Source organism: Synechococcus sp. RS9902 (genome assembly GCF_014279635.1).
Taxonomy (GTDB): Bacteria; Cyanobacteriota; Cyanobacteriia; order PCC-6307; family Cyanobiaceae; genus Parasynechococcus.
The window spans coordinates 721,009-735,249 of record NZ_CP047949.1 but is presented as its reverse complement, the minus strand read 5'-3'; the positions used below and the strand labels follow the sequence as shown (position 1 = coordinate 735,249).

Below are 14,241 nucleotides of genomic sequence, written 5' to 3'. Positions count from 1 at the left end.
GTTCGCGTTGCCTCATCCTCTGCTTCCGGATCTCGAAACGCTGGTCACCGATGTGGCCGCCAGCAAAGGCTTTGCCCTTTGCGGCATTCAGCTGCTCAACCACATGAGCCCGATGACCCTGGAAGTGCAGATCCGCCACAGAAGTGGAGCGGATGTGAGCCTTGATGACTGCGCCGGTTTCAGTGGCGTGCTGGGGGATGCCCTTGAGGCCTCCACCCTGCTCACTGACGCGTATGTTCTGGAGATCAGCAGTCCCGGCATCGGCGACCAGCTGTCCAGCGATCGCGACTTTGAAACCTTCCGTGGGTTCCCCGTGGAGGTTCATCACCGCGACAAGGACGACAGCGAGCAACGCCTGGAGGGCCTCTTGCTCGAACGCGACGCCGACACGCTGCAGATCAACATTCGCGGACGAATCAAACGGATTCCCCGGGATTGCGTGATCGGTGTCCGCCTCACGAGTCCAGGCAGCTGAACCCAGCGTTCACACCCCTGCAACCGCTCCTTTCTTTTCCCCTAACCCAACGCGATGGCTCTCGTCCTGCTTCCCGGTCTCAACAACCTGATCGACGACATCAGCGAAGAGAAGAAGCTGCCGCCCCAAGTGGTGGAGGCGGCCCTGCGGGAGGCCCTGCTGAAGGGCTATGAGCGCTACCGGCGCACCCTGTACATCGGCATCAGCGAAGACCCTTTTGATGAGGAGTACTTCAGCAACTTCGATGTTGGCCTCGACCTTGAGGAGGAGGGCTACCGAGTTCTCGCCAGCAAGATCATTGTTGATGAGGTGGAGAGCGAAGACCATCAGATCGCGATCGCCGAGGTGATGCAGGTGGCCGATGACGCCCAGGTAGGCGACACGGTGGTGCTGGATGTCACCCCAGAGAAAGAGGACTTCGGCCGGATGGCCGCCGCCACCACCAAGCAGGTGCTGGCCCAGAAGCTGCGTGATCAGCAGCGCCGCATGATCCAGGAGGAATTCGCTGATCTGGAGGATCCGGTGCTGACGGCCCGGGTGATCCGCTTCGAGCGCCAGTCGGTGATCATGGCGGTCAGCTCAGGCCTGGGCCGTCCGGAAGTGGAGGCTGAACTCCCCCGGCGCGATCAGCTGCCCAACGACAACTACCGCGCCAACGCCACCTTCAAGGTCTTCCTGAAAGAGGTGAGCGAAGTGCCCCGCCGGGGACCGCAGCTGTTCGTCAGCCGCTCCAATGCCGGTTTGGTGGTCTACCTGTTCGAGAACGAAGTTCCCGAAATTCAGGAAGGATCCGTTCGGATCGTGGCCGTGGCCCGTGAGGCAAATCCCCCCTCCCGTTCCGTGGGCCCCCGCACCAAGGTGGCCGTCGACAGCATCGAACGCGAGGTGGATCCCGTCGGCGCCTGCATCGGCGCCCGCGGCTCCCGCATTCAGCAGGTGGTGAACGAACTGCGTGGAGAAAAAATCGACGTGATCCGCTGGTCGCAGGATCCTGGCCAGTACATCGCCAACTCCCTCAGCCCCGCTCGGGTGGAAATGGTGCGCCTGGTGGATCCCGTGGGCCAGCACGCCCATGTGCTGGTGCCACCCGATCAGCTGAGCCTGGCCATCGGCCGCGAGGGCCAGAACGTGCGCCTGGCAGCCCGACTCACCGGCTGGAAGATCGACATCAAGAACTCCACTGAATACGACCAAGAGGCAGAGGATGCCGTGGTGGCGGAGCTGATCTCCCAGCGCGAGGAGGAAGAAGCCCTCCAGCAGCAAGTCGAAGAACGGCTGGCCGCCGAACAGGCCGCTCGGGCGGAAGAGGATGCACGCCTGCGGAAGCTGTATCCGCTGCCCGAAGACGAGGAGGAGTACGGCGAGGAGCAGGCCGAGCAGGAGTTCTCTGACGAGGAGCCCGCTGAGGTGGAAGCCGGCAGCGAAACCGAGTTCGAAGCCGAGGCTGAAAGCACGGACGCAGCGGCTGAGGCCGATGCCGAGCCCGATCAGGAGCAGGTCCGGTGAGTGACCGCCCCGTCCTGCGTCGCTGCGTGGCCTGCCGCCAGCTCTTGGATCGCCGCCAACTCTGGAGGGTGATCCGCGACCATCAGGACGGAGTTCTCCTCGATAAGGGGATGGGCCGTTCGGCCTATCTCTGCCGCGAGGAGAACTGCCTTGAGGAGGCGACCCGTCGCAAGCGTCTGCAGAAAGCCCTGCGTTGTCAGGTGCCCGAAACAGTGCTTGCGGTGTTGAAACAGCGGCTTAACCAAAGCGTTGGTGAATCCGCTGAGGCAGACTGAACATTGGCCCCACCTTGTGCGAGGCCACCGCGGCATTCCATGCCCGGACCGATCGGAGACCCGAACTGAATGACCAGCAGCGGCAAAGTCAGAATTTACGAGCTGTCCAAGGACCTCGGCCTTGAGAACAAGGACGTGCTGGATGCGGCTGAAAAGCTGTCGATCGCTGCGAAGAGCCACAGCAGCTCGATCAGTGACGCTGAAGCCGGAAAGATCCGTTCGCTCCTCGGCAAAGGCGGGAATGGTGCGAAACCCACTGCCGCGGCCCCTGCCAAGCCCGCAGCTGGCAAGGCCATCCTCTCGGTGAAGAAAGCGGCCCCCGCCGCGCCAAGCAAGCCCGCCCCAGCGGCGAGCAAACCGGTCGCCAAGCCTGTGGCTGCCAAGCCCGTGGTCGCCAAACCCGTAGCGGCTGCCAAACCGCAGGCGGCCCCGAAGCCTCCCGCAGCGGCTACGTCCAAACCGGTGATCAGCAAGCCAGCGGCTGCACCGGTGAAAGCCTCAGCAGCACCGGCGCGGCCCGCCACTCCTCAGAAACCCCCCGCAGCCCCAGCGCGACCAACGGCGGCAAAACCCGTTCCACGACCTGCCGCGGCCAAGCCGCAGGTTGTCAGCAAGCCGGCTGCAGGCAAACCGGAACCGGTGAGCAAGCCCAAGGCTGCTGCCAAACCCACGGCACCCACGCCGCGGCCCACACCGGCTCGCCCGACGCCACGCCCCGCAGGTTCTGGAAGCCCAGGGCGGCCCACCCCTGGCCAGGGGCAGCCCAAGCCACAGATCATCCGCGCAGGAGCTCCATCTCGGCCCGGCGCGCCAACCCGTGCCGGTGCCCCCACAAAGCCTGGTGCACCCTCACGGCCCACTCCGAGGCCTGAACTGGTGGGCAAACCCGTGCCCCGCCGTCCGGCAGGCACCGGCGTGCCTCAACGCCAGGGCAGTCCAAGCCGCCCAGGAGCCCCCACCCGACAGGGTCGCCCCGGGATGCCCCCCCGCAGCGGCAACACCCTTGAACTGGTCGGCAAGCCGATTCGTCGCGACGGCAGCAGCACAGGTAGCGGTCGCCCTGGTGCGCCCACCCGTCCGGGAGCGCCTGGACGTCCCGGCATGCCCGCTGGAATGCGCAAACCGGTGGCTCCCGGTGAGCTCATGCAGCTGCAAAAGCCTGTCGGCAGGCCAACGGCACCGGCACCCCGCCGTCCGGATGCACCCACCAAAACCGGTGCAGGTGCAGGAACAGCCACCCCGCCCGTGTCGCGTCCGAATGCCCCCTCGGCGCCCCGCCGTCCCAGCTTCCGTCCGGGTGGCCCTGGTGGCCAGCGGCGGCCAGGCCGTCCCGACTGGGATGACAGCGCACGGCTCGATGCTCTGCGCAGCCGCTCGCCGCAGAAGCAGCGCCAAAAGGTGCACATCATCGGTGAAAACGATGATTCCCTGGCGGCACAGACCGGCGGCTTCGCCGGTGAACAGGAGAACATGGTTCTCTCGGCGAGCCTGGCTCGTCCCGCCAAGCCCAAGTCGCAGAAGCGCACCGCACCCAAGCCGGTGGCAGCGATGCGCAAGCGCAAGAAGGAAACCGCCCGTCAGCGTCAGCGCCGGCGTGCCATGGAGCTGCGGGCAGCCCGGGAAGCCAAGCAAGTGCGTCCTGAAATGATCGTGGTGCCGGAGGACAACCTCACGGTGCAGGAACTGGCGGACATGCTGAGCGTCGAAAGCTCAGAGATCATCAAATCCCTCTTCTTCAAAGGGATCATCGCCACGGTCACCCAGACCCTGGACATGCCCACAATCGAGGCCGTTGCCGACGAATTCGGTGTGCCGGTGCTGCAGGACGACGTGGAGGAGGCGGCCAAGAAGACCGTCGAGATGATCGAAGAGGCCGACAAGGCTCACCTGATCCGACGTCCGCCCGTGGTCACCGTCATGGGCCACGTCGACCATGGCAAAACCAGCCTGCTGGATGCCATCCGTCAGGCCCGCGTCGCTGCGGGTGAGGCTGGCGGCATCACCCAGCACATCGGTGCGTATCAGGTTGAGATCGAGCACAACAACGAGCAGCGCAAGCTCACCTTCCTGGACACTCCGGGCCACGAAGCCTTCACGGCCATGCGAGCCCGCGGCACCAAGGTGACCGACGTGGCTGTGCTGGTGGTGGCTGCTGATGACGGCGTCCGCCCCCAGACCCTGGAAGCCATCAGCCACGCCCGGGCCGCTGAAGTGCCGATCGTGGTGGCGATCAACAAGATCGACAAGGAAGGTTCATCGCCCGAGCGGGTGAAGCAGGAGCTGTCTGAGCAAAACCTGCTGGCGGAAGACTGGGGCGGCGATGTGGTGATGGTGCCAGTGAGCGCCATCAAGGGCGAAAACATCGACAAGCTGCTGGAGATGCTGCTGTTGGTCACCGAAGTGGAAGACCTGCAGGCCAACCCGGATCGTCTGGCCCGCGGCACCGTGATCGAGGCCCACCTCGATAAGGCCAAAGGCCCCGTGGCCACGCTGCTGGTGCAGAACGGCACCCTCAAGACCGGCGACGTCGTCGCCGCTGGTCCGGTGCTGGGCAAGGTGCGCGCCATGGTGGACGACAACCGTCAACGCCTCAAGGAAGCGGGCCCCTCCTTTGCTGTGGAGGCCCTGGGCTTCAGCGAGGTGCCCACCGCCGGTGACGAGTTCGAGGTGTACCCCGACGAGAAATCTGCCCGGGCCGTTGTGGGCGATCGCGCCTCCGATGCCCGCGCCACCCGTCTTGCTCAGCAGATGGCGTCAAGACGCGTCTCGCTCACGGCCATGTCCGGCCAGGCCAATGACGGTGAGCTGAAGGAACTCAACCTGATTCTCAAGGCCGACGTTCAAGGCTCTGTGGAGGCCATCCTCGGATCGCTCGAGCAGCTGCCCAAGGATGAGGTGCAGGTGCGGGTGCTGCTGTCGGCACCTGGCGAGATCACCGAAACCGACGTCGACCTGGCCGCCGCTTCCGGCGCGGTGATCGTGGGCTTCAACACCTCCATGGCCTCCGGCGCCAAGAAAGCGGCGGATGCCACCGGGGTGGATGTGCGCGACTACGACGTGATCTACAAGCTGCTGGAAGACATCCAGTTGGCGATGGAAGGTCTGCTGGAGCCGGAACTGGTGGAGGAAGCCCTGGGCGAAGCCGAGGTGCGCGCCGTCTTCACCATCGGCAAGAGCGCCGTGGCCGGCTGTTATGTCACCACCGGCAAGCTGCATCGCAACTGCCGGGTGCGGGTGCACCGCGGAAAACAGGTGGTCTACGAGGGCGACCTCGACTCCCTGCGTCGCAACAAGGACGACGTCAAGGAAGTGGCCACGGGCTTCGAATGCGGTGTCGGCACCGATCGGTTCGCCAACTGGGAAGAAGGCGATCGCATTGAAGCCTTCAAGATGGTCACCCAACGCCGCAAACTCACCACCTGACCCCGCAAGCGATCGTGCAGCCCCGCAGCGAGCCACTGCTCTGGCTTCAGTGCCTGGCCCTTGGAGCCATTCCCCTGGAGCTGCTGCTGATCCGCCTGGTTCTGGCCGGCGCGGATCCGGGTCCTGTTCCCGGTGTGGAGCGATTTCTGATCTGGGGGGTGGGGGTCCTGGCCCCAGCCGTCGCGTTGTGGCGACGGCCCGCCGACTGGGGCTCACTGCTGTTCGTGCGTCAGCCGCTGGCCAGCCGCAACAGCGATCAACTCCGCATCAGTGCATCCCAAGGCGGATTGAGCAGCCGCGCCGCTGTGGTGATCGCCGCAGTGGTCCTGCTGCGCGTGCTCTGGTGGATGGACGATTCAGCGGTGCTGGCGAGTGAATTTTCCCCGGTGTCGGGACAATCCCGTCTGGTCACCCTGTTGCTGGTCAGCCCATTGCTGGCCTTGATGGTCTGGCAGGTGCAGCAGCTGATCCAAGCCGCAGCGCTGTTGCTTGGATCACCAGGAACCGTCGCCCCTGTCGATTCGGCTTTTCGTGCTGATGCTGTGGCAACGCAACGCACCAGCCTGGGCCTGCAGTTGCTCAACTTCCCTGGCCTGGAGTGGCCGGAGCCTGTGGTGGAGCCGATCAAGCAAGAGCCCAACCAGGCCATCGGGGTGGACGACACCGCGTCGGAGACGGACGACAGCACGGATCAAGCCACTACTGATCAAGCCAGCACTGACAACGAAGCACCCGACGGGGATATTTCAGCCAACAATCCGGTGACGGCTGCAGTGTCTGACGAAGCTGATCCCGAAACCGCTCCTGAGCCCGTCGTTGCCGAGGCTCAAGCTGACGAGGAGTCGTCTGATGACGCTGAAGAGGCTGCTCCAACAAGCGATCAGGACGCCGATGATGCCATGGACGTGGAAGACATGGAAGAGACCACGCCGGAACCGGACGACAGCACTGAAGACATCAGCGCCTCCTACATCAGCCCTGACAACGAAGAGCCAGACGACGAAGCACCAGACAACCAAGAGCCAGACGGCAAACGTTCAGCCATCAACACCGCGACGGCCGCAGAGTCTGATGTCGTCGAGCCCGAAGCGCTGGAACCGGTCGATGCAGAGGATCAAGACGACATGTCGGAAGACGACGACGCTGAAGACATCCGTGCGGTTGACGCCGAAGAATCAAGCGTCGCTGCTGCTGCTCCTGTTGCGGTCGAACCAGAGCAGACCGGAGAAGAGCAGGAGGGCACCCCCCTGGATGCCGAAGTCAGCCAGATCGACGGTGTCGCCGGCGGAAGCACGGAAAGCCATCGTGAACAGGCCAAGTCCAGCGGAGGCAAAGAGAGCGAACCAGACGAGCCGTCTGAGCCCACGCCAAGGGGTCTGTGATTCCTTCAGCAACCGTTCCCGCAGGGCGGGATCAAGGCCAGATTTGGGGCGGGGATTATCGGGCAAACGTCCAAGTTGTATTCAGAGCAAATGTTAAATTGCCCATGACGCCGATGTAGCTCAGCCGGTAGAGCAACGCTTTCGTAAAGCGTGGGTCGCCTGTTCAAGTCAGGTCATCGGCTTTTTAAGCAGTGGTGCGTTGAATCAGCCGGATTCAATGCGCGTTTTTTTAACACATAGCCTCTTCAATCCCGAAGACGAGCAGAGATCATTCCCGCTGGTGATCCTTCCACTGAGAAGATCATTCCAGGGAACAATCCAGTGATCTGGATTCACATCAGCCAACACGTCAGCCGCCTCAGGATTCTGAAGCACCAGGATCCTTCGCGACCGCAGGTTGAGTTGGCGCCTCAACCAGGGCGTCATGATCGCTTCTTCAACAAGGCGCTGGTACGAGCCATCGGCGATCACCCGTTCAAAACCGGTCTGAATCGCAGCTGCCAGCTCCGTGTTCTCTGGAGCCACAAAGAAGAAACCCGCAAAGGGATAAACAATCAACAGATGGGGATCCAGCAGCATCTGCGGGTACAACGACCTCACCACGGAAGCCTCCGCTTCAAGTTCCGCCACACCGCGGGGAAACAACTGCACCCGGTTGTCATTCACCAAGCGCAGCAATTTTTCCGACCGGGCGGTGTAGGTGCGCAACCCAGCACGATCGAAAATTTCAACATCGCTCCAGCCCAGTCCTTGCACCAAAACGATGCGTTGGAGGTCCTGAAGGCTGCGGATCGTTTGCAGTTCGGCCAGGGATGCCTGATTGGTCCATCCCGCCCGCAGCCCGAGGATTCCACCCGTCACCGGAATGGGCACCGCCCGCAGACGACGGTTCAACTCAGGGCCGGCACCGTAAACACCAACCGAGAGCCGCAGAGGGTTCCGCCGAGCTGCCTTCTGCCCTTCCGCGAGCGCTGCAATCGCCTCATCCTGCGGCTGAACGGCAGCGCTAAAACCCAGGGCAAATGGTGTGCCGCTGCGCTCCAGCACCAGCTTCAGCAAGCGAAAGCGAAAGTCGTTCTGATCCTGACCGAGGCGTCGATCCAACACCACGGGAAGCGTGCCTTGCGGCAGTGCTGCAACTTCATCGGCAGTGAGAACATATCGATCGGGCAACAGCTCGCGACGTTCCGACAACCGGGGCTGAATCGACAGAACTCCCAACAGAAGGATCAAAAGCGTCAATGCGCTGGTAACAAAGGCCCAGAGGCCCTTGGCCTGCGACGCCGACATCTCAGTGGGGGATGGTTGAGTCAAGGAATAATCCAGAGGATGCCAAGAAGCGTTATGCCCACATAGCTGGGCAACAGCAACACACGCAGAACCTGGGAGACGCGCTCGTTGAGAACAACCAGATGGCTGTCAATCAACTCATCAGCCGCAACCACATACAAAATCCCCAGGAAAATGATCAGCTGCAGATTGCCGATGAAGCCCGCCATGGCTGTGACCGGCAGCTTCCCAGCGATGTAGACAAAATTGCCTCCCGCTGACACCACAGCAGCCAGGATCAGATCATCCCGGCTGTGGGTAATCAGCAAACTCATGCAGCACAAGCCGATCGCGAGCATGTAGCCGAGAAAATCAGGTGCCACGAAGAGGAGACTGCGGCGCTGAATCAGCAGATCAAGCGACACGGCCGGTTGACGACGAAGCACCTCTCCATCCATCAACGGGCGCCCAAGATCACTCATCAGGCTGACGCTGGAGGCATAGGCACCGGGCTGCTTCAAGATCCAGCCCGGCAACACCAGACCGGGAGACACAGCGAAGGGATCCGGTTCAGCAACATCCAGATTCACGGACGCCAGCGGATCAGCCAGACCGATCTGGATGTGCAGCATTTGGTCGTCGAAGGGATAGCGCTGCAGCCGCCAGCGTTTGACCACGGCCGAGCGCACCCGATAAAGCGTCCAAGACCCGGCTTCAGTTTGCTCATGGCTGACCCGCTCAAACCGCTGAATGTCGCCGTCATAAATCCCATTCAGGATCATCAGCTGATCACTGGGATCGGCCTGCGGATCACCGGCCCAGGTGGTCCAGAGCAGCATCTCCACAGAGAACTGGTCCTCCAGGAGATCGATGTTGTTGATGTTGGTGATGTAGGCACCGATCCGAAGTGGCGGGCTTTCCGGCTCGATCACCTCCACCGGGGCCGCCCCCCAATCAATCGGTGCCGGCCTCTGGTCGACAGCAGCCTGGGCTCCCCATCCCAACTGCGCGAGAGACAGGGTTAGCGCGCAAGCCAACGCAAGCCAGACAAGCCGCCATGTCCAACGACGGGACCTCACCCTCACGTCAGCAAGCGGTTACAACGTCCCCACGATGACAAGGGTGCGCGAAGGCGACCAGCACGGAACCAGCCCTTTCCTCTTTCTGAATACGATTGACCTGGGAATCAATGACGACCCTGATGTCGAAACAACGTGTCGATAGCCGGTATCGTCCCTGCCGAAATCCTGTGGCCCGGGGTTCATGCAGGATCCAACCTTGATGCGCATTGGATCAGCCGTTAGCGGGTTGTTATTGGTGCTGTTTCTGGTGGTTCATCTGGCCGGTTTGTTGCCCGCCCTGATTGCGCCGGTGCAGTTCGAGCACTACGCCACGGCCCTGCATCAGCAGCCATGGCTGCCGGTGTTGGAGGCCGGCCTGGCCGCCACCGCAGCCGTGCATCTCAGCCTCACCATCGCCAAAACGCTGCGGAATCGAGGTGCTGGAAACACAGCGGCGCTGCGTAGCCGTCGCGGTCAACCGCTCGAGGCACTTGCCAGCCGAAGCAAGCTGGTTGCTGGCCTCATCACATTGGGGTTTCTCACCCTGCACCTGCAGCAACTGCGTTGGCCACGGCCGGCTGACGGTCTGGAGCGAGAGGTGCTGCTGCAGGTGCTGCTGCAGCCAATCAACCTGGTGGTTTATGCCGCCGGCAGCCTGGCCATTGGTCTGCATCTGCTCCACGGCGCGGAAGCAGCCCACCGCAACCTGGGTTTGCTCAACCCGGCCAACGGCCCCAGCATCCGCTGGGGAGGTCGCCTTTTGGCGTCGGGAATCGGGGGAGGCTTCCTGCTGATCAGCCTGGGACTGGCCCTTGGAGGGTTGCCATGACAAAGGGCTTGCCTGATCCCAGGATTCCCACCGGGCCGCTCGCCGATGCCTGGCGACGGACCCGCGAAGGACTGCCGCTGATCAGCCCTCTGCGCAAAGGGCAGATGGACGTGCTCGTGGTGGGCACCGGCCTGGCGGGAGCTTCCGCCGCGGCGACTCTGGCCCAACAGGGCTACCGGGTCACGGTGCTCAGCTTTCACGACAGCCCGCGGCGTGCCCATTCGGTGGCGGCCCAGGGGGGCATCAATGCCGCACGTTCTGTGGCGGTGGATGGCGACAGCGTCAGCCGCCTGTTCGCCGACACCCTCAAAGGAGGCGACTTCCGCGCCCGGGAAGCGGGCTGCCAGCGGCTGGCGGAAATCAGCAGCGGCATCATCGATCAATGCGTGGCCCAGGGGGTGCCGTTCGCGCGCGAATACGGCGGCAGCCTGGCCACCCGCAGTTTTGGCGGGGCCCTGGTGAGCCGCACCTTCTATGCCCGGGGGCAGACCGGCCAGCAATTGCTGTATGGCGCCTACCAGGCCTTGATGCGCCAGGTGGAGCTGGGCCGCGTTCAACTGCTCACCCGCCGGGACGTGCTCGAACTGATCACCGTGGATGGGGTGGCCCGTGGCGTGGTGGCGCGCCATCTGCTGAGTGGTGAGCTGGAGGTGCACACCGCCCGCACCGTTCTGCTCTGCACCGGCGGTTACAGCAACGTCTACTTCCTCTCCACCAACGCACTGAAGTCGAACACCAGTGCGATCTGGAGGGCCCACCGCAAAGGGGCGCTGTTCGCCAATCCCTGCTTCACCCAGATCCATCCCACCTGCATTCCCAGTGGCGATGTCTTCCAGAGCAAGCTGACGCTGATGAGCGAAAGCCTGCGCAACGACGGGCGGGTCTGGCTGCCCAAGAACCCCGGCGAGACGCGCCAACCCGATGCGATACCGGAAGAGGAACGCGACTACTTCCTCGAGAGGCTTTATCCCACCTACGGCAACATGACGCCGCGGGACGTCGCCTCCAGGCGGGCCAGAGAACTCTGCAACGCGGGGCGGGGTGTAGGCCCAGGGGGACGCTCGGTTTACCTCGACCTTACCGATGCCATCAGAGCCGAAGGCAAAGACGCCATTGCCGCCCGCTACGGCAACTTGATGACGATGTACGAGCGCATCAGCGGCGATGACCCCTACAAGAAGCCGATGCGGATTTATCCCGCACCGCACTACACAATGGGCGGCCTCTGGGTGGACTACCACCTGATGAGTTCCATCCCTGGCCTGTTTGTTCTGGGGGAAGCGAACTACTCCGAACATGGCGCCAACCGCCTGGGCGCCAGCGCCCTGATGCAAGGACTCGCCGATGGCTACTTCATTGCGCCGTCCACGGTCACGGCCTGGCTGGCGGGCAACCCGGCGCAGGATGTAGCCACCGATCACCCGGCCTGCCGCGAGGCCTTGGAGAGCACCCGCCGTCGCATCAGCCAATTGATCAACAGCGCAGGCAGCACCCCGGTGGACAGATTCCATCGCGAGCTGGGCAGCGTGATGATCGACCGCTGCGGCATCAGCCGCCATGCCGATGGTCTGCGGGAGGGGCTGGAACAGGTAAAGACGCTGGAGGAGCAGTTCGAGGCCGAAGTGCGGGTGCCCGGCGAAGCCGGCGGCCCCAATGCCGAGCTGGAGAAAGCGCTGCGGGTTAAAGACTTCTTCGGGCTGGCCCAGCTGATGCTGCGGGATGCCCTGGCCCGGGAGGAGTCGTGCGGGGCTCACTTCCGCGAGGAACACCAAAGTGACGAGGGCGAAGCCCGACGGGACGACGTGAACTTCGCCCACATCGCCGCCTGGGAGCACAACAACAACGGTGAGCCGATCCGGCACAGCGAACCGCTGCAATTCACCGCGCTGCAACCCAGCACCCGGAGCTACAAATGAAACTCACCCTGCGCATCTGGCGCCAGAGCAGCGCCGATCAACCCGGTGGTTACCAGAGCCATCAGCTGGAGAACGTCTCCCCCAACCTCTCCCTGCTGGAGGCCCTCGATCAGCTCAACGAACAACTGATCAGCGCCGGGGAACGGCCGGTGATCTTCGAGCACGACTGCCGCGAAGGCATCTGCGGCAGCTGCGGCTTCCTGGTGAATGGCCAGGCCCATGGCCCACGGGCCGCCACATCGGTGTGTCAGCTCTACCTGCGGGAGTTCAACGATGGTGCGGTGCTGACCCTGGAGCCCTGGCGCGCCAAGGCCTTCCCTCCGATCCAGGATCTGATGGTGGACCGCTCGGCCTTTGACCGGCTGATCGCCGCCGGCGGCTACTGCTCAACGGGCACCGGCCAGGCGCCGGATGGCAACGCCCTGCCCGTGGGCAGGGAGCAGGCCACCAGCGCCTTCAGCACGGCAACCTGCATCGGTTGTGGCGCCTGCGTCGCCAGTTGCCGCAATGCCTCAGCAAGCCTGTTCGTGGCCGCCAAGCTGGCGCACTTGGGGCAACTGCCGCAGGGGCAACCGGAACGGGCCAGCCGCGCCGACGCCATGCAACGCCAGATGGAGGCGGAGGGCTTCGGCAGCTGCAGCAGCAACCTCGAATGCGAGGCGGTCTGCCCCCAGGAGATTTCCGCAGACTGGATCAGCTGGATGCACCGGGAACGCAGAAGCTGACTGAGCAAAAATTCAACAATCGCTGCTGCGCCAGCCCAGAGATCATCAGAAACCTTTTGCCAATAACCAACAACAAATCACTACTGTTTTAAAGATCGACTCAAGCCAACAACATGCAAGCCAACCCCCAGCCGGAGCAAATCACCAAAACCGTGGTGGGCGTGACCACGGTATTCATTGGCGGGATTGCTCTGCTCTCCAGTGTGTTTGTTGTTCCCGCCGGTGAAGTTGGCGTGGTCACCACCCTTGGCAAAGTCTCCAACACCCCAAGAGAGCCAGGATTGAACCTCAAACTTCCGTTCATTCAGTCGACCCATAATTTCAGCGTCAGAACGCAGGTCATCCCCGAAAATTTTTCTACGCTCACCAAAGACCTGCAGGTGATCGAAGCCACAGCAACGGTGAAATATGCGGTCAAGCCCGGAGAAGCCCCCAGGATCTACAGCACGATTGCCACTGATGACTCTGCGATTTACGCCAGGGTCATTCAGCCATCACTGCTGAAATCACTGAAATCGGTGTTCTCAAAATATGAACTCGACACCATCGCCACCGACTGGAACAACATTTCCACCCTTGTGCAGGAAAGCGTCTCCAATGAGCTGAGCAAATTCGACTATGTGGCCGTCAAAGGCCTGGACATCACGGGCCTCAAGATTGCTGAGGAATACCGAGCTGCCATCGAGCAGAAGCAGATCGCGCAACAGCAACTTCTGCGTGCCAAAACAGAAGTTCAGATCGCCGAGCAGGAGGCCCTGAAGTTTCAGACCTTGACCCGCTCGCTCAATGACAGCGTTCTCTACAAGCTGTTCCTCGACAAGTGGGACGGAAAAACAAAAGTGGTTCCCCCCATTCGTGGGGGCAGCACGCCGCCGGTGATCGTTGGCCAATAACGGGATTCATCAGGGTCCAGCGCAGCCGCGGGTTGCGGCCTGCAGGTCGGCCATGGCATCGGCGCCGCGGCCCGCCTGCAGCTGCTGCATCACCAGATCCGCCTGTACCCCCAACAGCAGGGTCTGGCATGGATAGTCACTGCGGGCTGACGCCTGTCGCTGCAGTGCCTCCGCCTCAATCAAGGCTTGTTCACAGAGCTGAGGCTGACCGGCCTCAAAGCAGCGCCTGGCTCGGGCCTGAAAGGCTGCCAAGGGCGACGCACGCACCACAGGGGCCGCCATGGCGAGGAGCAGCAGGACTGTGACGGAGCGCGCGAGCAGGGCTCAGGGGGGCGATTTGCTGAGATGATGCCTCAACTTCGACCCATCGCCCCGCCGTGTACACCGACTGGACCGCCATTGCCCTGCTGCTGTTCACCGCGGTGCCGCTGTTGATCGTTGTGGCGACGGCCGCCTACTTCGTGATCCAGAACGATCAGAAGACTCC

At 63.0% G+C, this 14,241-nt stretch carries 12 protein-coding genes, 1 tRNA gene and 1 pseudogene; 10 read left to right on the top strand and 4 right to left on the bottom strand.

The window, feature by feature from the left end:
* The first annotated feature begins 7 nt into the window (after nt 1–7).
* The 5 genes and pseudogenes from rimP to SynRS9902_RS13580 form a co-directional block, all read left to right on the top strand.
* Nucleotides 8–475 carry a ribosome maturation factor RimP gene (gene rimP / locus SynRS9902_RS03830; RefSeq protein ID WP_186510037.1) on the top strand — a complete coding sequence of 156 codons (468 nt, stop codon included), beginning with the start codon at nt 8–10 and terminating at the stop codon, nt 473–475.
* Nucleotides 476–529: 54 nt separating this feature from the next.
* The gene (gene nusA, locus SynRS9902_RS03825) at nt 530–1,981 is read left to right on the top strand and encodes a transcription termination factor NusA (protein ID WP_186510036.1); all 1,452 of its coding nucleotides are present in this window, start codon (nt 530–532) and stop codon (nt 1,979–1,981) included.
* The gene (locus tag SynRS9902_RS03820; protein ID WP_114989435.1) at nt 1,978–2,256 is read left to right on the top strand and encodes a YlxR family protein; all 279 of its coding nucleotides are present in this window, start codon (nt 1,978–1,980) and stop codon (nt 2,254–2,256) included. Before nusA ends, SynRS9902_RS03820 begins: the two co-directional genes overlap by 4 nt.
* 69 nt (nt 2,257–2,325) lie before the next feature.
* On the top strand, nt 2,326–5,679 hold the full coding sequence (infB, locus tag SynRS9902_RS03815; RefSeq protein ID WP_186510035.1) for a translation initiation factor IF-2: 3,354 nt from the start codon (nt 2,326–2,328) through the stop codon (nt 5,677–5,679).
* A 14-nt stretch (nt 5,680–5,693) separates the two neighbouring features.
* A pseudogene (locus SynRS9902_RS13580) lies at nt 5,694–6,251 on the top strand (low-complexity tail membrane protein); the annotation flags it as partial.
* A gap of 603 nt (nt 6,252–6,854) precedes the next feature.
* Here SynRS9902_RS13580 and SynRS9902_RS03810 read toward each other — a convergent pair.
* Nucleotides 6,855–7,073 carry a DUF3493 domain-containing protein gene (locus SynRS9902_RS03810; protein WP_370586331.1) on the bottom strand — a complete coding sequence of 73 codons (219 nt, stop codon included), beginning with the start codon at nt 7,071–7,073 and terminating at the stop codon, nt 6,855–6,857.
* Between the two features lie 97 nt (nt 7,074–7,170).
* On the opposite strand from SynRS9902_RS03810, the gene SynRS9902_RS03805 reads away from it, so the two are divergent.
* Nucleotides 7,171–7,243 (top strand) — tRNA-Thr (locus SynRS9902_RS03805).
* Nucleotides 7,244–7,265: 22 nt separating this feature from the next.
* On the opposite strand, the gene SynRS9902_RS03800 is transcribed toward SynRS9902_RS03805, so the two are convergent.
* Both SynRS9902_RS03800 and SynRS9902_RS03795 read right to left on the bottom strand, forming a co-directional pair.
* Nucleotides 7,266–8,351 (bottom strand): hypothetical protein, encoded by a 1,086-nt coding sequence (locus SynRS9902_RS03800; protein ID WP_186510034.1) that lies wholly within the window; start codon nt 8,349–8,351, stop codon nt 7,266–7,268.
* A 20-nt stretch (nt 8,352–8,371) separates the two neighbouring features.
* Nucleotides 8,372–9,409, bottom strand: a complete 1,038-nt coding sequence (locus SynRS9902_RS03795; RefSeq protein WP_255446190.1) for a hypothetical protein — start codon at nt 9,407–9,409, stop codon at nt 8,372–8,374.
* A 184-nt stretch (nt 9,410–9,593) separates the two neighbouring features.
* Here SynRS9902_RS03795 and SynRS9902_RS03790 point away from each other — a divergent pair, with 184 nt between their 5' ends.
* The 4 genes from SynRS9902_RS03790 to SynRS9902_RS03775 all read left to right on the top strand — a co-directional run bounded on the left by SynRS9902_RS03790 (nt 9,594) and on the right by SynRS9902_RS03775 (nt 13,754).
* Nucleotides 9,594–10,220 carry a succinate dehydrogenase cytochrome b subunit gene (locus SynRS9902_RS03790; RefSeq protein WP_186510033.1) on the top strand — a complete coding sequence of 209 codons (627 nt, stop codon included), beginning with the start codon at nt 9,594–9,596 and terminating at the stop codon, nt 10,218–10,220.
* Nucleotides 10,217–12,136, top strand: a complete 1,920-nt coding sequence (locus tag SynRS9902_RS03785; protein WP_186510032.1) for a fumarate reductase/succinate dehydrogenase flavoprotein subunit — start codon at nt 10,217–10,219, stop codon at nt 12,134–12,136. Before SynRS9902_RS03790 ends, SynRS9902_RS03785 begins: the two co-directional genes overlap by 4 nt.
* Entirely contained in the window at nt 12,133–12,861 is a 729-nt protein-coding gene (locus SynRS9902_RS03780) for a succinate dehydrogenase/fumarate reductase iron-sulfur subunit (RefSeq protein ID WP_186510031.1), read from the top strand. Before SynRS9902_RS03785 ends, SynRS9902_RS03780 begins: the two co-directional genes overlap by 4 nt.
* Nucleotides 12,862–12,974: 113 nt before the next feature.
* Complete coding sequence (locus SynRS9902_RS03775; RefSeq protein ID WP_186510030.1) at nt 12,975–13,754, top strand: prohibitin family protein; 780 nt, start codon at nt 12,975–12,977, stop codon at nt 13,752–13,754.
* 9 nt (nt 13,755–13,763) lie between these two features.
* Here the strand turns inward: SynRS9902_RS03775 and SynRS9902_RS03770 are convergent, their stop codons facing one another.
* The gene (locus SynRS9902_RS03770; protein ID WP_255445891.1) at nt 13,764–14,036 is read right to left on the bottom strand and encodes a hypothetical protein; all 273 of its coding nucleotides are present in this window, start codon (nt 14,034–14,036) and stop codon (nt 13,764–13,766) included.
* Between the last annotated feature and the right edge of the window lie 205 nt (nt 14,037–14,241).